Below are 21353 nucleotides of genomic sequence, written 5' to 3' on the forward strand. Positions count from 1 at the left end.
TAAGCTCAGGCGTCGAACGGTGTCTCGTACTTGATCACTCAGAGTGGTGACTGCCATACGTGCAGGCGGCCTTCGGCTGATCATGTGCTCCGACCAAGGAACGCACATGCCCAGCACGAAGGCCGTGGGGATGAGTTTGTTGCAGCATGCTGTCCGGCAGGAGCCTGCTGCGGAACACTCACGCTTCCGGGGTGAGTTCTACTCCTGCCTGACTCGGCGTGCGGATGCGTTGTTCGAGCTGACCGACGCGGTTCTGTGTGCGGATGGCCCGGTGCGGTCGCTGGTGGAGCTGTCGCTGGAGGGCGAACACCGCCGCGGACACGGCGGGCTGTATGACGCCCTGGCCGCGGGCCGAATGGATATCGCCCGGCTGCGGCGGGCACTGGCCGCAGTGCCCCTGCCTCGGGCGGCGGACGGCCGGCTGGTGCCGGCCGCCGACATCACCTGCTGGTTGCGCCCCGACGCACACACCTCGCCACAGCGGATCCTGTGCCACACCTACGGCCGTGGCAAGGACCAGCACATTCCCGTCCCCGGCCGGCCGCGAAGCCGCCCGCGAGGGACGCGGCATCATCGCCGAACTGCCCGGCTTCCGCACCGGCGACGCCCTCGCCTCAGCCATCCTGACCGCGGCGGCACCCACACGGATGGCCGTCTACGACCGCCGCGTCCCACACGCCCTCGACAACCTCGGCCTCCCCCTCACCCTCACCCCCACACCCGGACGCTACGGCCGCTACCTACAGCTCCTCGACGACCTCCTCCAACATCCCCGAGCACACACCGACGGCTGGACCGCACGCGGCATCGACACCGCCCTGTACTGGACCGGCGCCACCCCCCACCCGCCAGCAACCACCAACCCCAACGCACAGCAAGCCTCTGACCAGCACAAACCCGCACCGGCCCTTCGGATGCCGGGCACCATCACCAACACCACACCACCGTTATCAACAAACACCCAATAACCGCAGATCAGAAGCCTCGTCACCACCGCCGGAGCATCCCGCAAGCGCCTGCTCCCTTCTCAGGGAACTCTCGACACCACGGCTCAGGCCACCCACACCACACCAACTACGAACCTCGGGATCACAGCGAGAGTCGCAGATCAGAGCATCCCCCGTCGACAGAAAGGGTCAGGGACCTGACAAATTGTCAGTTCGCAAGGCTGCCACGCCGACCTGAAGTCGTCCACATGGCCCTCGGGCCCCCAGCTCAGTGACCTGAGGGCGCACGCATGAAAAGCAAGAATCCACACCTCCCGGGCCACCGCGAGATCGCCCAGGCACACCCCGCGTCCGTCCGCCGAGGCGAGCGCCAGCATCAACTCCGCCCGGTAGCGGTTGCCGAAAACCGGCACGGCCGCCTCACGCAGCCGCTCCAAGGCTTCTTGAGACATGATTCATGATTCGCTAATCATAAATCTTGTTCAAGAGGGGCGGCGGGTCGCGTCTGCCGGTGAGGCAGAGGAGTCCGGGGGCTGCTGCGTCCGCCCGCTGCGCGGGCTGTGCCGCGACCGGGGCCGCTACGGTGGCCGGGTGACTGTCGCGAACGACTCGGCGGGCGGCGCTGCCGGCCGCGCCGGTTTCACCGTCTCTGCCGAACTGTCCATGGCTCTGACCGCTCAAGGGCCACCTGGTGAGCGGGCGTTGAACCTTCTGCGGGATGCGGCGGCGGTCTTGTCCGCTCCGGCTCGGTGGAACGCTCCGTACAAGGTCGCCCAGTCCTGCTGCCGAGGGGCGATCGACAGCATTCTCAATCTGGCGCCGAAGGACATCGAAGGGATCGAGGCGGCGAAGAACGCTGTCACGGATGCCGCCAAGGTGGCCGTCGATGCCTGGCGCACAGACGGCCAGGTCCCCCATGGGGTGCTGGAGGCCCTCGCCGCTGCGGTCGATGCGCTGCGGGCGGAAGGAGAACAATCCGGGCGGGCGGCGCGTCCGCCAGATCGGGCACGTGGTGAAGGAGCTGACGTGGCAGGAGATGAGGCTGGCCGAGGCCGAGGCCGTGCGCAACTTCTGGAGCCGGGCCTATCGGGACACCTCCGGCGTTCTACCTGGGTCGGGCGCCACGCCCGAGGAGTCCCGCGAGCGGTTCGAGGGTGTGGTGGCGGCCTTCGAGCAGCTGTTTTTGGGGCTTCCGGAACATGCCGACCGGCTGCGGCAGCTGGCGTTGAGCGAGCAGCCGTCGCCGCAGGATGCCGCCGAGATTGCCTCGATGTCGGATCCGCGTGCCGCAGCTACTTCTTCCGCGCGGCGGTGAGCCGGCATTGGCTTGGCCTGCTGCCGCTGGACCGGCTGCTGCCGGAGGCGTCCCGCCGGCCGGCCCTGCCCTACCTGCGGGGGCAACTGGCCGCCGACGCGCCGCAGGTGTGCGCGTGGGTGGAGCAGCAGCGTGCCGCGATCGAGGCGCGCGGCCCGGGCGCAGGTCGGCATGGCGGTGAGTCTGGTGGCTGGGGCGGGCATGACGGCGTGTGCGGTGTTGCAGCAGGTCGCCAGGGCGCAGCAGGACCGCCATGTGCTGCTGCGCATCAGTTACTGGACCCGGGATGTTCCGGTGCCCGACCGCACCGGGCAGTGGGTCCGCGTCGTCGAGGACGTGCTGCGTCAGCCGTCCTTCGGCGCCCATGAGTCCTGGGAGGCGGCGCAACTGGCGTGCAGTCTGGCCCAGACGGCCCACCCAGGTGGCCAACTGCGCCCGGCCGGGAACGATTGGGGATGATCAACCGGTCTGCTGTGGCCTCTGTGCTCGCCGCGCATCTGGCGGAGTCCGACGAGTGGGAGATCAGCCTGGTCAACGACCTGCGGGAGATTTCCCTGGCCGATCCGCCGCGCAGCGTGCTGGACGCACTGATGCGCGTGTGCTCGACCTGGCCCGGCAGGACGCCCGGCTGAGCGTCCCGCTGTCCGAGCGGCTGCGGGTGCTGGAAAACAAGCTGCCGGCCGGCCCGGCGGCCGACCGGCTGCGCGCGGTCGTCCTTCTGGAGAGCTACGACGCCGACCGGGCCGACCCGGCGTCGTTGGGCATCTGTTGGGAGCACGCCCTCGCGCCGGCGGGCCGGCTTGCGGCTGCCGGGTCCCCGCGCGCGGATGTCACGGACTTCCTCGCACTGCTCGAGGACGCCTGCCCCGACCAGCACCGTGCCGGGCTGCACAGTGCGCTGGCCCAGGGCCTTGGGCAGGCACCCGTCCGTGCAGGAAATCTCCGCCTGGAAGGACGCCTACGAGACGGCGCCCCAGCCGCTGCCGTCTGCCGGGCGCACCGTGTGGGAGTTGTCCCCGGTCCTGGCCCGGGAGGTGCTCGAGTCGTGGCGGCCGCTGCTGGAGATGCTCACCTCGCTGGCGGGGAAGCCCGCACCCGCGCGTCCGGAGCCGTCGCACACGCAGGGAGGCCCTCCCCGCCGGCATCCCGCATCGAACACCTCAGAGCGACACGATCCGGGCTGACGAAGTCCAGCGGCATCGGCGGCGGCGTGTGCGTCACCAGGTCGGCCAGCAGTTCGCCGATGCCGCTGGCGTGTTTGAAACCGTGTCCATTGCATCCTCCGGCGAGAATCAGCCGCGGGTCGCCCCCGGGCCTTCCGATGACGAACTGACCGTCGGGCGTGGTGGTCAGCATGCACACCGAGACCTGGGAGGGGACTGGTTCCAGCCCCGGCAGGTAGCGGCCGAGTACGCCGGTGAGCTCGGCCCAGTCCTCGCTGACGACACACCGGTCGTCCGTGTCCGGGTCGATGGGGCGCGGCGCCCTGCCGTGGACCTCCAGCCCCAGCTTGACCCCGTGCTCCTTCTCACTGCCGTTGCCCCACAGGACCTCCGCGCCCGGCAGCTCTCGCATGAAGACGGGAAACCGGTCCAGTTCGAACCGGCTGTCACCGGTGGCGGGACGGAACCAGGTGATCGGCATCCGCAGGGGCGTCAGCGCCAGGCCGGGAAGCAGCGAGGCGAGCCAGCTGCCGATGGTCATCACGGCCTGCCGCACCCGCAGGAGGCCGCCGCCGGTCTCCAGCTCGACGCCGCCGGAGACGAGCTCCACCGAGTGCACCCGGGTACCGGTGACGACCCGTGCCCCGGCCGACCGGGCGAGCTGGGTCGCGGCCCGCACGGCGTCCTCCGGGCGGAGGATGCCCGCCGACGGTTCCCACACCGCTATGTCGTCGGGGCCGAGTTCCGCATGCTGACCGAAACGCTCCCGCAGCGTCGCGGGGGTCATGTGCTCCACGGGGATGCCGTGGTGCAGCGCGGCGCGCAGCGTACCGCCGACGATCCGGCCGTCCTCGGGCCCGATCAGCAGTCCCCCGCGGTTCTCGAACAGCGACGTGCCGCTCAGGTCGGCGAGTTCGTGCCACAGCTCCAGCGACCGCCGTGCCAGCGGTACGAGTTCGGGGTGTTCGAGGCAGGTGATGCGGAACATGCGCGAACCACCGTGGGAGGCACCCCAGCCGTGACCGGGGTGGAACTGTTCTATGCCCAGGGCGTCCACGCCCCGGGAGGCGATCTGCCACAGGGCGCAGGCACCCCAGCCGCCCAGCCCGACCACCGCCACTTCCGCGTCCCATGTACTCATGTCCGTCCTCCGTCCGGGCTCCATCGATGATCGCCCGGCTCACTGACACATCCCTGACGAACTGCCAGCGGACTGACACGTGACAGCACTTGGGCGACCTGCGTCGCAGCAACTGATGGTCCATGCACGAAATGGCCGGGATCTGTGGGGTGTCTGTCTTCCGCCTCTCCCTTTAGGATCATCCGAACACGGGGTTCCGGCTCAGCCGGAGCAGCGTGTGGAACGCATGGGCACGGTCCCGGTCCGTTCTGCGAGGAAAGCGGCGCCAGCGGAGCCCGGTTCAGTCACTCACCCCCCACACTGCCCTGGGAATCGGATTCACGACCACAGCGGGAGAAGCCGTGAAGTTCAGAGTTCTCGGTCTCACGGAGCTGTACGACAACGTCAACCAACGCAGAGTTCCCCTCAGCAGCCAAAAGCAGCGGACCCTGATGGGAGCACTGATCGTCAAGTGCGGTTCCGCGGTGTCCGCCGAACAACTCAGCGAGGAGGTCTGGGGCGAGTCGAAGCCACACAAGTCCGCCAACGCTCTCCAGGCTCAGGTCTACCGATTACGTCGGATGATGGACCAGCTCAAGGCCGGTGACATGGCCACCCAGCAGTGCCTGATCACCGAGGAATCCGGTTACGTCCTCAAGACCGATCCAGAGCAGATAGACAGCGAGCTCTTCCTGCGCGGAATCGACCGGGCACGCCACACGGCCGACCAGGACCCGGTCCTGGCCGAGAAGATGATCCGCGGCGCGCTGAAGCTCTGGCGCGGCCCCGCCCTCCAGGGGAGCCGTGGCCCGATCTGCACCGCTGGAGCGGCGGTGCTGGAAGAGGCTCGGCTCAGCGCCCTGGAGCTTCTCTACGACGTGTCGTTACGCGCGAACCTGCACGCGCATGTCATAGCCGAGCTCGAAGAGCTGACCAACAGTTATCCACTGCGGGAACGTTTCTACGACCAGCTCATGGTCGCCCTCTACCGATCCGGCCACCAGGCGCAGGCGCTGAGCGTCTACGAACGCGTCCGTCGCCGTCTGGCCGACGAACTCGGCGTCACCCCGGTGCCCGCACTCAGCAAACGGATGCAGCAGATCCTGTCCCACTCCCCCGAGTTGATGGATCCGCAGGCATCGAGTGCCGCCGAAGTCCGAGATCCGCAACGGATCACTCTGCGCTCCAGTCCCTCCTCCCCGGCCGTCTCACCCGCGCCCAGCACGGCCACCCGGCCCGCTGCCGGCGTCCGGCGACGAACGGCGCCGGGGAACCCCGGCCCCGCGCCGGCCCGTCCGAGCCCACTGCTGGCGCACTCCCGTACCGAATCCCCTCTGGACGCCGAACTGCGCCGCCTGCGTCTGCAGGTCAGAGAGCTCATGTCACAGCAGCAGACGCTCATCTCCACGGTCCGGCATCTTTCGAGCCAGTTGGAGGAGACGATGGAAGCGGTCGACGAACACCGGCCGCCCGCGGGGAAGCCCCGGCTGCTCCACCAGGAGCTGTAGGGGACGCATCGGGTGCGTGCGCCGGGAGACCATCGATGGACTCCCGGCGCACCCGGCCGCGGGCGAAGGCCCTCGGGGGCGCGGACCGGTCGGCCGCGGCGGCCTGGACGGGCCCCGGTCAGTCGGCCGCGGCCTTCGTGGGCTCCTTCGCCTCCTCGGCGGCGGCACGCGCCTTCTCGGCCTTCTCTGCTCGCAGCAGCAACGCACCGGCGATCCAGCCACCGACCAACACAGCCAGCGCACCGATGACCTGACTGAGTGTCAGTGCGTGCGCAAAGCTGTCCTGTACCTCGTGCAGCGCCTCCGGGGAGCCGCTGACCGCGGCCACGGCCTCGGGGTAGGACTCACTGGCGGCCGTACGCAGCGTGTCGGGCACGGCCTGGGAGAAGATCCCGATCAGCACCGCGCCGAGGACGCCCACGCCCAGTCCGCTGCCGAGTTCCTGGAGGGTGTTGTTCACGCCGGATCCGGTGTTGGCGCGCTCCCGGGGGATGGAACTCATCAGCGCGTTGGCGACCAGCGGGCCGGAGATGCCCGCGCCGCCACCGAGCAGCAGCAGACCGACCACCAGCACCACGTAGCCGTTGTCGTCCGGTGCCAGCGCCACGGTGAGCAGACCGGCCGCCGAACAGGTGACACCGATCGCGATGCCCTTGCCGACCCCGGCCACCTTCAGCACCCGCGGGCTGACCAGGATGCTGCTGGCCAGCACGCCGATCGCCATCGGCGTGAGCTGGGCGCCGGCCGCCAGCGGGTCGTAGCCGCGCAGGAACTGCAGGTCCTGAGTGAGGAGGAAGAGCGATCCGGCCATGCCGAACGCCGACAGGATCCCGCCGAACACGGCGCCGCGGAACTTGGGGTTGGCGAACATCGCCATGTCGAGCATGGGATCCGCGACGCGGCGTTCCCACCACACGAAGACGATGACGCCCACCAGGCCGAGCAGTCCGACACCGAGGGTCTGTGGCGCCAGCCAGCCGTCCCTCGGCACGGAGATGACCGCCCACACCAGCGCCACCACCGACAGCGTGGCCAGCACGGCGCCGATCAGGTCGGGACGGGCGTGCCCGGGGTCCTTCGACTCCGGCAGCAGCACCCCCATGGCGAGCAGGCCGACGACCGCGACCGGCACGTTGATCAGGAAGGTGGAACCCCACCAGAAGTGGTCGAGGAGGAACCCGCCCAGGACGGGTCCGAGGGCCATGCCCGCGGAGGAGACCGCCGCCCAGATGCCGATGGCCCGGGGGCGTTCCTCGTCGTCGAAGGTGCGGACCAGGACGGCGAGCGTGCCCGGCATGAGGAAGGCCGCGCCGACGCCCATCAGCACACGGGCGGTGATGAGGATGTGCGGGGAGGGCGCGAACGCACCCAGCAGGGATCCGGCGCCGAACACCGCGAGGCCCGCCAGCAGCGCGCGCTTGCGGCCGAGCCGGTCGGAGAGGCCGCCCGCGGTGATGAGCAGACCGGACAGGACGAGGGTATAGGCGTTGAGCGTCCACTGGACCTGCGCGTTGCTCGCGCCCAGTTGCTCGGTGATGGACGGGATCGCCACGTTCAGGATCGTGTTGTCGAGAACGATGACGAACAGGGACGTGCACAGCACCCCGAGGATCCACCAGCGACGGGGATCGCGCTGGGTATGGGGCATCTGCGTCTGAGACATGAGGAAACTCCTGAGCGGGGGACGGAACATTGCGGATACGCAAGAACCGAGAACGCCCGTTCGTCTCCGCCCGCGGACACCAACGACCAGGGAACGCCGACGAAAAAGTCGTACGGCGGAGGGTCGCTACATGGGCGAGAACACGTCACACGGAGATACGTCGTACGGAAACGTCATGTACGAGGGAACTCGTACGGAAGGACGTCGTACGGAGAAGAGTCACGTGAAGACGACGGGCGATGCCCGCACACTCAGTAGATCATGCGCCGAGCCTCCCACAGCGCTTCGCCGTTGGTCAAACAGGTTTCCGGCCCGAGCGAACCACCAGATGGCACCAGCCGTGCGGATCGGCCGCCTCGCCCCGGTGTACGGCGGCGAGAGCGGCGGAGAGCCGGGAGGTGACCGGGCCCGGTGTGCCGTCGCCGACCGTCCACGCCCCGTCCCCGTCGAGCACACGGCCGACCGGGGTGACGCTGGCCGCGGTGCCGCACGCGAGGACCTCGGTGATCCGGCCGGCGGCGCAGTCCTCCCGCCACCGGTCCACCGCCACCCGGTCCTCGGTGACCCGCAGCCCCCGGTCGCGGGCCAGGGTGATGAGGCTGTCCCGGGTCACGCCGGGCAGGATGGTGCCGGTCAGCGGCGGGGTGACCAGCTCGGCCCGGTCCCCCTCGCCGTACACGAAGAACAGGTTCATGCCGCCCAGTTCCTCGACCCAGCGGCGTTCCACCGCGTCCAGCCAGACCACCTGGTCCGCGCCCCGGCGGGCTGCCTCCTCCTGGGCGAGGTAGGTGCCGGCGTAGTTCCCGCCGCACTTGGCCGCTCCGGTGCCGCCGGGTGCGGCACGCACGTACTCCTGCGACACCGCCACCGTCACCGCGCGCTCGCTCGCGCCGAAGAAGTTGCCGGTGGGGAAGGCGAGCAGGAGGAACAGGCAGGCGCGGGCGGGCCTGAGCGCGAGGTGGGCCTCGGAGGCGAACAGCACCGGTCTGAGGTACATGCTCCGGTCGTCGCCCTCGGGTATCCAGTCCATGTCCTGGCGGACCAGGGCCTCGGTGGCGGCGACGAACAGTTCCTCCGGCAGCTCGGGCAGCGCCATGCGCCGGGCCGAGGCGGCGAGTCTGCGGGCGTGCGCCCACGGGCGGAAGACCGCGGCCCGGTCGGCCGTGCGGCGGTGGACCTTGAACCCCTCGAACACGCTCTGCCCGTAGTGCAGTCCGACCGTCGCCGGGCTCAGCCGCAGTGGGGTCAGCGGCTCCAGGAGGGCGTCATGCCAGCCGTCGGCGGCGGTCCACCGCGCGGTGACCATGTGCTCGGTGAGCACCTCCCCGAAATCGGCCTCGGCGGCCAGCGCCCGGCACCGCCCGGCGGGCACCGGCGCCGGGCTCGGCCGCAGGGCGACGGCCGGTGCGCCGGTGCCGGCCGGGGTGTGCGTGCCCATCCGCACGGTCCCGGTCACCGGTGGGCGAGAAAGAGGCGACCGGTGGGGAAGGCCAGGGTGACCGCGCGGACGTCGGAGAAGCCGGCGCCGCGCAGCTTCCCCAGCCACTCGTCCTCGCTGAGCAGCCGGCGCCGCATGAACTCCCCGTGGTAGTACGACACGGCGGCGCTGAACCGCCGTTCCCGGGGGGCGCGCAGGTACGGAACGGCGTCGGTGATGGCGAGGAAGCCGCCGTCGGCGAGCTGTTCGCGGCAGTTGGCGAGCACCGCGTCACAGACGTCCTCCTCGTCGGGCAGCATGTCGTGGAAGACGAACCCCGCGTGGATGACGTCGGCCCCGGCCAGGAAGCCGGGATCGTCGGCCACGGACTGGATGGTGCGCTCCAGCACGGTGAGCCGGTCGGTCAGGCCGGTCTGGTCGACGGCCCGCTCGGCTGCCCGGCAGGCGTCGGCGGCGAAGTCCAGACCGATGCCCGTGGAGCCCGGCACGGCGGTGAGGACCTCGATCAGCAGGCGGCAGGTGCCCGCGCCGAGATCGACGACCTTGCGGGGTTTGGCGTCCACGATGGTGTCGAGCGCGGCCGGGTAGAAGGCGTGCGACCCCATCCACTGGGAGCTCACGGCGACTTCGCGGTAGTCGCGGAGGTACGTGCGGGCGGCCCGCTCCCAGTCGGTGAAGAACTCCCGGGCGTGTTCGATGAAGGGCCGGTTGGCGTTCATCGTCCAGGAGATGTATCCGGCCTGGTGCCGCACGGTGTCGAAGTCGGGGCAGGCGCGGTAGTGGCCGGCGCTCTCCCGGACGACGATGCCGGCCGACTCCAGGGCGTCCAGGTAGCGGGTGAGGGCGGGCTCGGGCAGGTCGGTGGCGGCGGCCGTGGCGCCGGTGTCGAGCACACGGTCGCTGGCGAGGTGGGCCACGACTCCCAGCCGGTCGCCCATCTCCAGCAGGGCCGCGGCGGCGGCCAGGTCGGGGGCCGGGCCGCTGGCCTCGATGCCCTCCCGCAGGTGCTTCTCGGCGACTTCGTGCGTTGCCATGCGCGTGTCTCCTTCTTCTTGGCGTGCGGCCTGCTGCGGAGTGCGGCGCGGCCTCGTCGGGCGTTCGTTTCGCTGAGCTGCTCCGGGGTGTCGTCGACGATGGTTGACGTGGGGTGTTCACGCGGGCTGTTGTCGTGGACTGTACGAGGGGGCCATGACGCCCGGCTGACAGTGATCTGACGGCCCGGTCCGGCCCCGGACGGGGCCGGGTCAGCGGTCGCGCCAGGCCGCTTCCAGGGCGTCGATCTCCTCCTGCTCAAGGTCGACCAGGGGCAGGTCGGACGGGGTCCAGCCGCCCGTCTCGCCCCGCCGCGCGTGTTCCGTCAGGGCGGTCAGCGCCCGTAACCATGTCTGCGACAGCTCCGTCACGGTCTCCGGCGCGAGCAGCCCTTCCGGCCAGCTCCACACGGCGTGCAGCCGGGGCCCGTCGGGGCCGTCCAGCGTCACGGCGTTGACCTCCAGGTCGTGGGCGACCGGCAGCGCGGGGTCCGCCCCGCCTCCCGCCAGGGCGTGGTCGTCGGGAGCGGCGCTCCACAGCGTGTCGTCGTGGCGGAACCGGCCCAAGTAGTTGAAGCCCAGCGGCGGCGGGTCCATGCGGGCGAGGACGGGGGCCGTACGGTCGTTGAGCCGGCGCAGCAGCCCGAAGCCGGAGCCGTCGGCGGGGACGGCGCGGATGGCCTCCTTGACCCGCTTGACGGCGTGTCCGAGTGCCGGCCCTCCGGCGAGGGCGTCGTCGGGGTCGAGGTCCGCGACGGGCAGGCGCAGCGGGTACAGGCAGGTGAACCAGCCGACCGCCTGCTCCGGCGACGGTCCGGTGCCGATGGTGTCCCGGCCGTGGCCTTCCAGGTCGAGCAGGACGTCGGTGGCCGTCTCTCCGACGCGGACGGCCCGGTGGACGAGGGCGACGCCGAGGGCTGCGACCAGGGGTTCGAGGACGCGGCAGTGGAAGGCGGCGGGGACGGTGGTGAGCAGGGCCCGGGTCGTGGCCGCCGGCAGGTCGCCGGTGTGGTGGCGCAGTGCGCCGAAGGTGTCGCGGCGCGGGTCCCTCGGCCGGGTGCCGACCTGGAGACGGGGCCCGCCCAGGGTGGCGGTCCATAGGGGCAGTTCCCGCACCCGCTCGGGAGAGGCGGCCTCCTCGGCAAGTCGGGTGGCCCAGTCGGCGTACGGCGTGCGGGCGGGGGGCGGCGGCAGGGGTGTGCCCGCGGCCGCGGCCTCGCAGGCGGTGCGCAGGGCGGGCAGGAGGACGCCCCAGGAGACGGCGTCGACAGCGAGGTGGTGCACGACGAGTGCGAGGCGTCCTTCCCGCTCGCCGGCGTCGAGCCACACCGCGCGCAGTATCCTCCCCTGCTCCGGGGCGAGTTCGGCGCGGGCCCTGCCCAGTACGGCGGCCAGGACGGCTTCGGGGGGTGCGCCGTCGACGGGGACGTGGCGCAGGCAGTCGGCGGCGTCGGGGGTGCCCTGGGGCGCTGGCTCCAGGCGCAGGCGTGCGGCGGCGTGGGCGGAGTGGGGGCCGCGCAGCAGTGTGGTACGCAGTGCGTCGTGGCTGTCGATGACGTGTTGCAGGGCGCGCAGCAGCGGCTCGGTGCCGGGCAGGGGCGGGGTGCGCACGATCATGGTCTGGCTGAAGGCGTCCGCCGGTCCGCCGGCGTCGTAGAGCCAGTGCGCCATGGGTGGCGCGGGGAAGGGCCCGGCGGCGGGTGCGGGGCGTCGCGGTTCGGGTGTCGGGCCCGGGTTTCCTGCGGCGTCGGCGCGGGCGGCGAGCCCGGCGGCCGTGCGCTGCTCGAAGACGTCCCTCGTGGCGAGGGCCAGTCCGCGGGCGCGCAGGAGGCCGACGAGGCGGATGGCCAAGATGCTGTCCCCGCCGTGTTCGAAGAAGTCGTCATCAGGGTCCACGGCCGGCGTCCCCAGCACCTCGGCGACGGCCGCGCACACCTCCTCCTCCGTGCCGGGTCGCGGCGGGCGGGACTCCTGCGCCGGGTGCTCCGGCTCGGTGCCCGGGGCGGGCAGCGCCGCACGGTCCAGCTTGCCCTGCGCGGTGACGGGCAGGGTGTCCAGGGTGATGAAGGCGGCCGGGACCATGTGGGCGGGCAGGCTGCCCGCGACGTGGCGGCGCAGGACGGCGGGGTCGGCGCGGTGGCCGGACCCGGGGACGACGTAGGCGACGAGCCGGCGGTCGCCGGGGCGGTCCTCGCGGGCGACGACCGCGCACCGCCGCACTGCGGGGTGGCGGCCCAGGACGGCGGTGATCTCGCCGGGTTCGATGCGGAAGCCGCGGATCTTGACCTGGTCGTCGGCGCGGCCGAGGTACTCCAGGGTGCCGTCGGCGCACCGGCGCCCGAGGTCGCCGGTGCGGAAGGCCCGGCTGCCGGGCGGGCCGTACGGGTCGGCGACGAAGCGTTCCGCGGTGGCGCCGGGGCGCCCTCGGTAGCCGTGTGCGACGCCCGGTCCGGCGATGTACAGCTCGCCGGGGACGCCGGTGGGTGCCAGGCGCAGCCGCTCGTCGAGGACGTGGACGCGCAGTCCGGCGACGGGTGTGCCGATGGGGACGACCTGCTCGCCGTCCAGGGGGGCGCTGATGGTGGCGCAGGCGGTGGTCTCGGTGGGGCCGTAGGCGTTGACCATGCGGCGGCCGGCCGACCAGCGGGCCGCCAGTGCGGGCGGGCATGCCTCGCCTCCGACGACGAGGGTGCGCAGGCCGGGCAGTGACTCGGGCGGTACGCCGGTCAGGGCGGTGGGCGGGATGAGGGCGTGGGTGATGTTCCGGGCGGCGAGGACCTCGGCGAGGTCGGGCCCGGCGAGCGGGCCGGCCGGCGGGACGACCAGCACGGCGCCCGCGGCGTACGCCATGAGGGTCTCCATCACCGACGCGTCGAAGCCGGGTGAGGCCAGTTGCAGGACGCGGCTGTCCGCGTCGAGGGCGAACCGTTCGGCCTGGGCGGCGGCCAGGGCGGGCAGCCCGGCGTGCGGGACGACGACGCCTTTGGGGGTGCCGGTGGAGCCGGAGGTGTGGATGACGTAGGCGGGGTCTTGCGGGTGGACCGGGCGGGTGCGTTCGGCGTCGGTGAGCGGGGTGCCGGGCAGGGCGTCCAGGGCGCGCCGGACGGCGGGGGCGTCGAGGACGGTGATCCGGTCCGTGTGCTCCGGCAGGCCGGTCGCGTGGGCGGCGGTGGTCAGGACGGGCCCGTCGGGGGCGGCGGCCAGCAGATGGCGGACGCGATCGGTGGGGTAGGCGGGGTCGACCGGCAGGCAGGCGGCGCCCGTCTTGAGGACCGCGAGCCAGGCGAGGGCCGTCTGCCCGGAGCGGGGCAGCGCGATCGGGACGACGGTGCCGGCGCCGACGCCGCGGGTCAGCAGCAGCCGGGCCAGGCGGTTCGTGGCCGCGTCGAGCTCGGCGTAGGTGAGGACGGAGCCGTCCGCCTCCAGGGCCGGGGCGTGGGCGCGTGCGGTGGCCTGCGCGGCGAACAGGGCGGGCACGTGGGGGTGGGCCGGCGGTGTGCCGGGCGGGTTCCAGGGGCCTCGCGCGAGCCGTTTCTCGCGCGGTGAGGTGAGGTCGACGTCGATGACGGGGCGTGCCGGGTCGGCGGCGACGGCGCGCAGCAGGGTCAGCAGCCGTCGTGCGGTGGCGCGGGCCGTGGCGGCGTCGAAGAGGTCGGCGGCGTACTCGACGTCGCCGGTGAGGCCGGCGGCTGTGCCGTCGGGGGCGCGGCGCTCCGCCAGGTTGACGGTGAGGTCGAACTTGGCGGCGCCGAGGTCGACGGGCAGCGCCGCGGTGCGCACGTCGGCCAGGTCCAGGCGGGGTGCGGCGTCCTGGAAGGACAGCACCACCTGGAAGAGGGGGTGTCGGCTGAGGGTCCGCTGCGGGGCGAGCGCGTCGACGACCCGGTCGAAGGGGACGTCCTGGTGGTCGTAGGCGGCCAGGTCGGTGCGGCGGACCCGGGCGAGGAGTTCGGCGAACGAGGGGGAGCCGGAGGTGTCCACGCGCAGCGCCACCGGGTTGACGAAGAAGCCCACGGCGTCGTCGGCGGTCGTGTCGCGCCGCCCGGAGGTGGGGCTGCCGATGACGACGTCGGTGCCCGCGCCGGAGGCGGTGAGCAGGGCGGCGAGGGCCGCGTGCAGCACCATGAAGAGGGTGGCGTGGTGCTCGCGCGCCAGGGTGAGCAGACGGGTGTGCAGCTCGGGGTCCACGTCGAGCGGGACGCTGCCGCCGTGGTGCCCGGCGACGGCGGGGCGCGGCCGGTCGGTGGGCAGGGGCAGCTGCTCGGGGGCTCCGTCGAGGGTGCGGCGCCAGTACTCCAGCCCGTCCGCCCACGGGGCGGTGCGCTGCGCGTGCCGGTCGAGGGTGGCGGGGTGCGGGGCGGGCTGCGGCCACTGCGGGGTGCGGCCGAGGCGGCGGGCCGTGTAGGCGTCGCCGAGGTCGCGCAGCAGCGGCCGCAGGGACCAGCCGTCGCAGGCGATGTGGTGCAGCACCAGCAGCAGTACGTGGACCGGGCGGCCGTCGAGTGCGGGCGGCAGCTCGAACAGGGTGGCGCGCAGCGGCAGGTCGGCAGCGAGGTCGAACGGGATACGGACAGCGCGGGTCAGGTCGGCGGGCAGGGTGTCCTCGGCCGTGGCGCGGGTGACCAGGGCGAGGCGGCCGGCCGCGTGGGGCGGCAGGACCTCCTGGACGGGTTCGCCGTCGGTCTCCGGGTAGCGGGTACGGAGAATGCCGTGGCGGCGCACCACGTCCCGCAGCGCCTCCGCCAGAGCGTGGCGGTCGGGCGCACCGGTGAGCCGGAAAGCGCAGGGCAGGTTGTACGTGGCGCCCGGTCCCTGCATCCGGTGCAACGCCCACATGCGGCGCTGGGCCGCGGTCAGCGGGAGCAGACCGGGGCCGGCCGGGTGGGTGTCGGCGCTTGTGGGAGCGGTAGGTGCTGGGGAATTGGGCACCGACATGGACGAACCCGCACCCCCACCCCCACGCGTACCGGACACAGACGAGTCGGTGCTCGCGCGGGAATCGAGCCGGGAGGAAGCCGGGCGTACGCGGGAGGCGAGGGTGGCTGGGGTCGGGGTGTCGAAGATCGTGGCCACGCCGAGGTCGGTTCCGAACGCGGCGCGGACGCGGGCGACGAGGCGGGTGGCGAGCAGGGAGTGTCCGCCGAGGTCGAAGAAGTCGTCGTCGGCGCCGACCGGACCGCAGCCCAGCACCTCTTGGAAGAGGGCGCACAGCTCCTTCTCGGCGGGGTCGGCGGGCGCGCGTCCCGTGGGGCGGGCGACCGGGTCGGGCAGGGCGTCCCGGTCGAGCTTGCCGTTGGGTGTCAGGGGCAGCGCCGGGAGGGGGACGACCGCGGCGGGCACCGCGTGTTGGGGCAGGCGCCGGGCCAGGTGGTCGCGGAGGCCCGCCGGGTCCGGGCGGGCTCCCGCGGCGGGCACGACGTAGCTCACCAGGCGGGGGCCGGTGGCGGCGCCGTCCTTGAGCACGGTGGCGGAGGCGGCCACGGACGGCAGCCGGCCGAGCTCGGCGTCGATCTCGGCGGTCTCGATGCGGAAGCCGCGCAGCTGGACCTGCCCGTCGGCGCGGCCCAGGTGTTCCAGGCCGTTCTCCGCGGTGTACCGGGCGAGGTCGCCGGTGCGGTACATCCGGGCTCCGGGCGGGCCGTACGGATCGGCGGTGAAGCGCTCCGCCGTGAGCGCGGGCCGGTCGAGGTAGCCGCGGGCCAGTCCCGCGCCGGAGACGTACAGTTCGCCGGTGGTGCCCGGCACGGCGGGCCGCAGCGCGCCGTCCAGGAGGTACAGGCCGAGGTCGGCGAGGGGGCCGCCGATCGGGCTGCCGACGGTGGTGGCAGCGGCGGCCCGGCGGTCCATCGTCAGGTGTGTGACGTGCACGGTCGTCTCGGTGATGCCGTACATGTTGACGATGCGCGGGCTGTCCTCGGGGTGACGCGTGTACCAGTCGCGCAGCGCGCCCGCGTCGACTGCCTCCCCGCCGAGCACGACCCGGCGCAGGACCAGGTCGCTCCCGAGCTCCGGACGCTCCCCGTCGGTGAGGCCGAGGTGCTGGAACGCGGTGGGCGTCTGGCTGAGCACGGTGACGCGTTCGGCGGCGAGCAGGCGCAGCAGCCGGGCGGGGGTGCGCACGGTGTCGTGCGGGACGACGACGAGCCGGCCGCCGTGCAGCAGGGGCCCCCAGATCTCCCAGACGGAGAAGTCGAAGGCGTACGAGTGCAGCAGCGTCCATACGTCGTCCGCGCCGAACCCCACGGCCGGGCGGGCGGTGGTGAACAGCCGTACGACGTTGCGGTGCGGGACGATCACGCCCTTGGGGCGTCCGGTGGAGCCGGAAGTGTAGATGACGTAGGCGGTGTGGTCGGGGTGCGGGGCCCGGTCGGGGCCGCCCCGGTCGGCGTCGGTGAGGGGGGTGTCGGGCAGTGCCGCGAGGGTGACGCGGCAGGCCGGGGTGTCGAGGGTGACGCGGTGCGGGCCGTCGGGGACGTGCGCGGTCTCGCCGGTGACGGTGAGCAGCAGGGTCGGCCGGGCGTCCTCGACCATCAGGGCGAGCCGGTCGGCGGGGTAGCCGGGATCGAGCGGCAGGTAGCCGGCGCCGGTCTTGAGGACGGCGAGCAGGGCCACCGGCAGGACGGCGGAGCGGGGCAGGGCGAGGGCGACCAGCCGTCCGGGGCCGGCGCCGTGCACCAGCAGCAGCCGGGCCAGCCGGTTGGCGCGGGCGTCCAGTTCGCGGTAGGTGAGGTTCTCGTCCTCGGCGGTGACGGCGGTGTGGTCCGGCCGGCGGGCGGCCTGCCGTTCGAAGAGGGCGGGCAGCGTGTCCGCGGGGTCGGAGGCCGGTCCGGGCGGGGGTGCGGTCGGCCGGGTGGCGCGGCGTTCGGCCGGGGTACGGACGTCGAGGCGGGCCAGCGGCCGGTCGGCGTCGGTGGCGAACTCCTCCAGCAGGCGGAGGAACCGCTCGCGGTGGCGGTCGAGGTCGGCGGTCGGGTACTGCTGCGGGTTGGCGTCCAGATCGACGGGCATCGGCCCGGATCCGGAGTCGTAGCAGGTGATCTTGAGGTCGTCGACGGGCCCGTTGGACACGAAGCGCAGTCGGGCCGGCAGCGAGGCGAACGTGCCGGTGGCGGAGCGCATGATGTTGATCGTGGGGCCGTACAGCGGCTGCCGGGAGCCGAGGATCCGCAGGTCCCGCCGCAACTCCTCCTGGGGGTAGCGCTGGTGCCGGAGCGCCTCGCACAGGGCACGGGCGGCCTGGCCGACGAGGTCGCCCACGCGGGTGCCGGGGCGGACGGTCAGGCGCAGGGGGACGACGTTCGCCGTCATGGCGGGGGTGCGGCGGGCGGCCGGAGTGAGCCGGGCGTTGACGGCGAGGCCGAGCAGCAGGTCCGTGGCGCCGGTCAGGCGGTGGAGGAGCGCGGCGACGGCGGCGACCACCGCGGCGGGCCGTGCGCTGTCGAAGCGGGCGGCCAGTTCGTCCAGGGCGTGTGCCGGGCCGGCCGCGAGGACGCCGCCGGAGCGTACGAAGGTGTGGGAGGCGGCGGCGGGCGGGCCCGCGAGGGACAGGGCCGGGGGCCGCTCGCGCAGCTCCCGCTGCCAGTGGGCGCGGTCGTCCTCGTACTGTCGCGACGCGCGGTACGCCGCCTCCTCCTGCCACAGGCGGGACAGTGGCGCGGCCGGGTCGGCGGGGACGGCCCGGCCCTGGGTCAGGGCGCTGTGGACGGCCTCGACGCGGCGCTGGAAGAGCCACATGCCCATGCCGTCGAGGAGCAGGTGGCTGGCCCGGTGGTACCACAGGTGGCGGTCGGCGCCGACGTGGAAGAGCGCGTGCGCGGACAGCGGGCCGTCGGACGGGGGCGCGGCCGTCGCGAGGTCGTCGCGCATCCACCGCAGCGCCTCGTCGTGGGTGGTCCGTTCCTGCGGCGGCAGGGGGACGTGCGCGGCCGGGGCGAGGCGCTGGACGGGCTCGTCGCCGTGGCGGCCGCCGGCGCCGTGCTCGGCGAACTCCAGGTGGAGGGCCTCGGTGCCGGCGACGGCGCGGCGCACCGCCTCGCGGAACGCGCCGGTGTCGAGCGGGCCGCGCAGGTCGAGGCAGGCCGCGCCGTTGTGGAGGGGATTGCCCGGGTCCAGGCGCTGCGCGTACCAGATTCCGCGCTGCGCGGCGCCGAGCGGAGCCCAGTCGGTGCAGGGCGCTGCCTCGTCGAGCATCGGGACATCCTCCCGGGTGGCCGGCGACAGGACCGGGCGCCAAGCCGACGGCCGCTGGGGCCGCCGGTCCGCCCGCGGGTCATCGTCGCGGACCGTTCTGACGGGCCGCTGACGGCCGTATGACGTGAGCCGCGTCAGGGGCGTGCCAGCGGGCCGTCAGGGGCCGGTGGGCAGACTGTGCGCGCGGCCCGACCGGTGCCGCGGTGAGGAGGCGTACGACGTGACGACCGGGACGGACGTCCCGCGGGGGACCGTGTTCGCGGCCCGCCCCGTGCCGCGGCCGCGCGTGCGGCTGTTCCTGTTCCACCACGCCGGAGGATCGCACCAGATGTTCCGGGACTGGGTGGGTCGCCTCCCCTCCGACTGGGAGGTCTGCCTGACGGACGCGCCGGGGCGGGGGCTGCTGTCGGAGACGCCGCCGGTGCGGGACGTGCGGTCGCTGGTGCGTGGGTTCCTGGAGGAGCTGCTGCTGTGGCTGGACCGGCCGTTCGCCTTCTTCGGGCACAGCATGGGCGCGCTCGTGGCGCACGAGCTGACGCTCGCGCTGCGGGACGCGCGGTTGCCGCTGCCGGTGTGGCTGGGCGTGTCGGCCCGGGGCTGTCCGCGCTCCGTGCTGGCCCGCCCGACCTCGCTGCACCGCCTGCCCTCGGACCGGCTGCGCAGCGAGGTGGGGCGGATGGGCGGCACGCCGGAGCAGGTGGTGCGCGACGCGGAGCTGTGGGACCTGCTGGAGCCGGTGCTGCGGGCGGACTTCGAGCTGGTGGAGACCTGGCGCCCGGCCGCCGGCCGCGCCCTGCGGGTCCCCGTGCCGCTCAGCGCCTTCGGGGGCACCCGCGACCCGCTGGTGGCCCCCGCCGAACTCGCGGGCTGGGCGTCCTACGGGGACTTCGGCGGCTGCCACCTCTTCGAGGGCGGACACTTCTACTTCGCTCCGCCGGCCAACCGCGTGCCGGAGACGGTGACCCGGGAGATACGCACCGCACTGACCGGCATGCCCGCCGGCCGGGGCCCCGGCGCTGCGCGCTGACGGGCCGGAGGGGGCGGCGGTTCGAACCGTGCCGGGGGCCGCGGCCGGCTTACGGCCTCCGGGCGGCTGGGCGGGCCGGGACCGACGGCGCCGCCGAACGGTCCTTACCAACCAGGCGCGGAGGGCCCGGCCGGGTGCGCTCCTCCGCAGAAGGGGCCCCGGCGAGCACGGGCGCAAGCCGGTCGGCGGCGCGGCGTCGGGCGAACGGGCGCCCCGGCGAGGTGCACCAGCCCGTATCGGGCGCCGCCTCTCACGCGGATAGCAGCGCGGCGCCGGTGGGCCGGGCGAGGGCGGTCAGACGGCGGCGTGTTCGCGGGACTCCCGGAACGCCGGTATCACGTTCTCGGCGAACAGACGCATGGCGGTGACGGCCTGGTCGCGGCCGAGGGCGCCGGGGCTGAACTGGAGGCTCATGTCGAGGTCGGTGCCGAGGGCCGAGCGGATGGCGGTGATCTGGTCGCGTACGGCGTCGCAGTCGCCGGCCAGGACCTTGTTCGCCGCCAGCGACCGGTGGAAGTCGTAGCCGGCCGCCTTCTCGGCGAACGTCTCGTAGCCGGGGTAGTCCGCCCCGCCGCCGGCGGCCAGCGGCGCCACGGCGCGGGCCATGTGCGTGACGTACGACCGCTCCCAGCGCTCCCCCTCGGCCAGCGCCTCGTCGTGGCGTTCGGACAGGTAGCAGGTGTACTTGATCTGGATGCGGTGACCGCCCGGCTCGTGCCCGGCCGTGGCCCACGCCTGCCGGTAGGCGTCCAGCATGCCCTGCAACTGCTCGGTCGTGGTGACCGACGGGACGACCTGGAGGTGGTGCCCGGCGCGTCCGGCGGCGGCACACGACTCGGCGCTGGTGGCGGAGGCGACGAAGATCGGCGGATGGGGACGCTGGTAGGGGCGGGGCAGCAGCGTGACCGGCCCGAAGCTGTGGAACTTGCCGCGCCACACGAGGTTCTCCGTGGTCCACAGCTGCCGGCATGCCTCGACGCCCTCGGTGAAGCGCGCCCGGCTCTCGTCCATCGGCACCCCGAAGGCGGCGAACTCGGTGGGCAGGAAGGCGCGTCCGAAGCCGACGTCGAGGCGGCCGTGGGACAGGTGGTCCAGCATGGCGAGCTTGCCGGCCAGCTTCACGGGGTGTGTGAAGGCCGGGATGACCGCGCCGGTGACGATGCGGACGCGACGGGTGCGGGTTGCCATGGCGGTGAGCAGCGTGACCGGGTCGGGGCAGTAGCCGCCGTAGGGGGTGAAGTAGTGCTCCACGGTCTGGACGTGCTCGTACCCCAGTTCGTCGGCCAGCTCCGCGAGTTCGCAGGACAGGTCGTAGCACTCGGTGGCGCTCCTGACCTCCGGGTCGACGACGGGGAAGAAGTTCACACCGAATTCCATTGCTGGTTGCCGCCTTCGCATCGGGCGCTCCCGCGCCGCCAATGGTGTGTTCGGACTCCTTCACGTTTAGAAGAGTTCCGGCCACCGGGCAACGCCGCGGCGGCCGCTTTCGTCGCCCCAGAGGCGTTTCCGCGTCAGTGCGTCAGCGCATTGTCAGCGGTTCACCAGAACAATTGCCAGGGCGCCCGGCGCCCCCGTAGAGTCCCCGGCACCGGCTTGTCGGGCGGCGGTTCAGTGCGCGGCCACGAGCCGCCACCAGTCCCCCAATGTCGGCGCATCGATGAAGTCGTGGGCCGGGCGGTCCAGGCCCGCACGGCGCCAGGACCCGATCAGGGAAAGCGCGGTAACCGAATCAAGTCCGAGTTCGAACAGGCTGTGGTGCTCGCCTATGTCGTGCGGTTCCAGGCCGATCCTTTCGGCGATCACAAGGCGGAGTTCGTCCTGGGTCTGCGGAATGCAATTCCTGGTCATGTCCGGCACCGTAGCAGAACGCAGCGCGGGCAGAAACACAACGGGAACAAACGCAATGGGCAGAAAGGGAGCCGAATTCCGGATATCGCTTCCGTGAATTCAC

The 21353-nt window shown here is 73.0% G+C and carries 13 protein-coding genes and 1 pseudogene; 7 read left to right on the plus strand and 7 right to left on the minus strand.

Going from position 1 to position 21353, the window contains the following annotated elements:
- Positions 1-130 precede the first annotated feature (130 nt).
- From KWI83_RS36310 to KWI83_RS36330, 5 genes and pseudogenes are all read left to right on the plus strand, one after another.
- A pseudogene (locus KWI83_RS36310) lies at positions 131-550 on the plus strand (transposase); the annotation flags it as partial.
- Complete coding sequence (locus KWI83_RS39615) at positions 507-968, plus strand: hypothetical protein (protein ID WP_256363323.1); 462 nt, start codon at positions 507-509, stop codon at positions 966-968. The pseudogene KWI83_RS36310 and the gene KWI83_RS39615, both read left to right, overlap by 44 nt.
- Positions 969-1833: 865 nt before the next feature.
- Positions 1834-2262 carry a hypothetical protein gene (locus KWI83_RS36320; protein WP_218518636.1) on the plus strand — a complete coding sequence of 143 codons (429 nt, stop codon included), beginning with the start codon at positions 1834-1836 and terminating at the stop codon, positions 2260-2262.
- A 132-nt stretch (positions 2263-2394) separates the two neighbouring features.
- Complete coding sequence (locus KWI83_RS36325; protein WP_218518637.1) at positions 2395-2721, plus strand: hypothetical protein; 327 nt, start codon at positions 2395-2397, stop codon at positions 2719-2721.
- 14 nt (positions 2722-2735) lie between these two features.
- Positions 2736-2894, plus strand: coding sequence for a hypothetical protein (locus KWI83_RS36330; protein WP_218518638.1), 159 nt, complete (start codon positions 2736-2738; stop codon positions 2892-2894).
- A gap of 436 nt (positions 2895-3330) precedes the next feature.
- Here KWI83_RS36330 and solA read toward each other — a convergent pair whose 3' ends face one another.
- Complete coding sequence (gene solA, locus KWI83_RS36335) at positions 3331-4566, minus strand: N-methyl-L-tryptophan oxidase (RefSeq protein WP_218518639.1); 1236 nt, start codon at positions 4564-4566, stop codon at positions 3331-3333.
- A gap of 341 nt (positions 4567-4907) precedes the next feature.
- Between solA and KWI83_RS36340 the strand changes: the two genes are divergently transcribed.
- Positions 4908-6053, plus strand: coding sequence for an AfsR/SARP family transcriptional regulator (locus tag KWI83_RS36340; RefSeq protein ID WP_218518640.1), 1146 nt, complete (start codon positions 4908-4910; stop codon positions 6051-6053).
- Between the two features lie 118 nt (positions 6054-6171).
- Here the strand turns inward: KWI83_RS36340 and KWI83_RS36345 are convergent, their stop codons facing one another.
- The 4 genes from KWI83_RS36345 to KWI83_RS36360 form a co-directional block, all read right to left on the minus strand.
- On the minus strand, positions 6172-7716 hold the full coding sequence (locus KWI83_RS36345) for an MFS transporter (RefSeq protein ID WP_218518641.1): 1545 nt from the start codon (positions 7714-7716) through the stop codon (positions 6172-6174).
- Between the two features lie 295 nt (positions 7717-8011).
- Entirely contained in the window at positions 8012-9154 is a 1143-nt protein-coding gene (locus tag KWI83_RS36350) for a branched-chain amino acid aminotransferase (RefSeq protein WP_218518651.1), read from the minus strand.
- A gap of 14 nt (positions 9155-9168) precedes the next feature.
- Entirely contained in the window at positions 9169-10188 is a 1020-nt protein-coding gene (locus KWI83_RS36355) for a trans-aconitate 2-methyltransferase (protein ID WP_218518642.1), read from the minus strand.
- Between the two features lie 210 nt (positions 10189-10398).
- Positions 10399-18375, minus strand: coding sequence for a non-ribosomal peptide synthetase (locus KWI83_RS36360; RefSeq protein ID WP_218518643.1), 7977 nt, complete (start codon positions 18373-18375; stop codon positions 10399-10401).
- Between the two features lie 220 nt (positions 18376-18595).
- Here KWI83_RS36360 and KWI83_RS36365 point away from each other — a divergent pair, with 220 nt between their 5' ends.
- Entirely contained in the window at positions 18596-19402 is an 807-nt protein-coding gene (locus KWI83_RS36365) for an alpha/beta fold hydrolase (protein ID WP_308122374.1), read from the plus strand.
- Between the two features lie 294 nt (positions 19403-19696).
- Here the strand turns inward: KWI83_RS36365 and KWI83_RS36370 are convergent, their stop codons facing one another.
- Positions 19697-20779 carry an LLM class flavin-dependent oxidoreductase gene (locus KWI83_RS36370; RefSeq protein WP_218518644.1) on the minus strand — a complete coding sequence of 361 codons (1083 nt, stop codon included), beginning with the start codon at positions 20777-20779 and terminating at the stop codon, positions 19697-19699.
- A gap of 231 nt (positions 20780-21010) precedes the next feature.
- The gene (locus KWI83_RS36375) at positions 21011-21289 is read right to left on the minus strand and encodes an acyl carrier protein (protein WP_218518645.1); all 279 of its coding nucleotides are present in this window, start codon (positions 21287-21289) and stop codon (positions 21011-21013) included.
- Positions 21290-21353 lie beyond the last annotated feature (64 nt).

The organism is Streptomyces sp. TRM70350, assembly GCF_019219825.1.
Classification (GTDB): domain Bacteria; phylum Actinomycetota; class Actinomycetes; order Streptomycetales; family Streptomycetaceae; genus Streptomyces.

Bases quoted from the DNA above. Each gene is read 5' to 3' on its own strand.
- KWI83_RS36355 (WP_218518642.1), bottom strand. From the start codon at position 10,188: ATGGCAACGCACGAAGTCGCCGAGAAGCACCTGCGGGAGGGCATCGAG.
- KWI83_RS36370 (WP_218518644.1), bottom strand. From the start codon at position 20,779: ATGGAATTCGGTGTGAACTTCTTCCCCGTCGTCGACCCGGAGGTCAGG.
- KWI83_RS36360 (WP_218518643.1), bottom strand. From the start codon at position 18,375: ATGCTCGACGAGGCAGCGCCCTGCACCGACTGGGCTCCGCTCGGCGCC.
- KWI83_RS36320 (WP_218518636.1), top strand. From the start codon at position 1,834: ATGCCTGGCGCACAGACGGCCAGGTCCCCCATGGGGTGCTGGAGGCCC.
- solA (WP_218518639.1), bottom strand. From the start codon at position 4,566: ATGAGTACATGGGACGCGGAAGTGGCGGTGGTCGGGCTGGGCGGCTGG.
- KWI83_RS36350 (WP_218518651.1), bottom strand. From the start codon at position 9,154: ATGGGCACGCACACCCCGGCCGGCACCGGCGCACCGGCCGTCGCCCTG.
- KWI83_RS36345 (WP_218518641.1), bottom strand. From the start codon at position 7,716: ATGTCTCAGACGCAGATGCCCCATACCCAGCGCGATCCCCGTCGCTGG.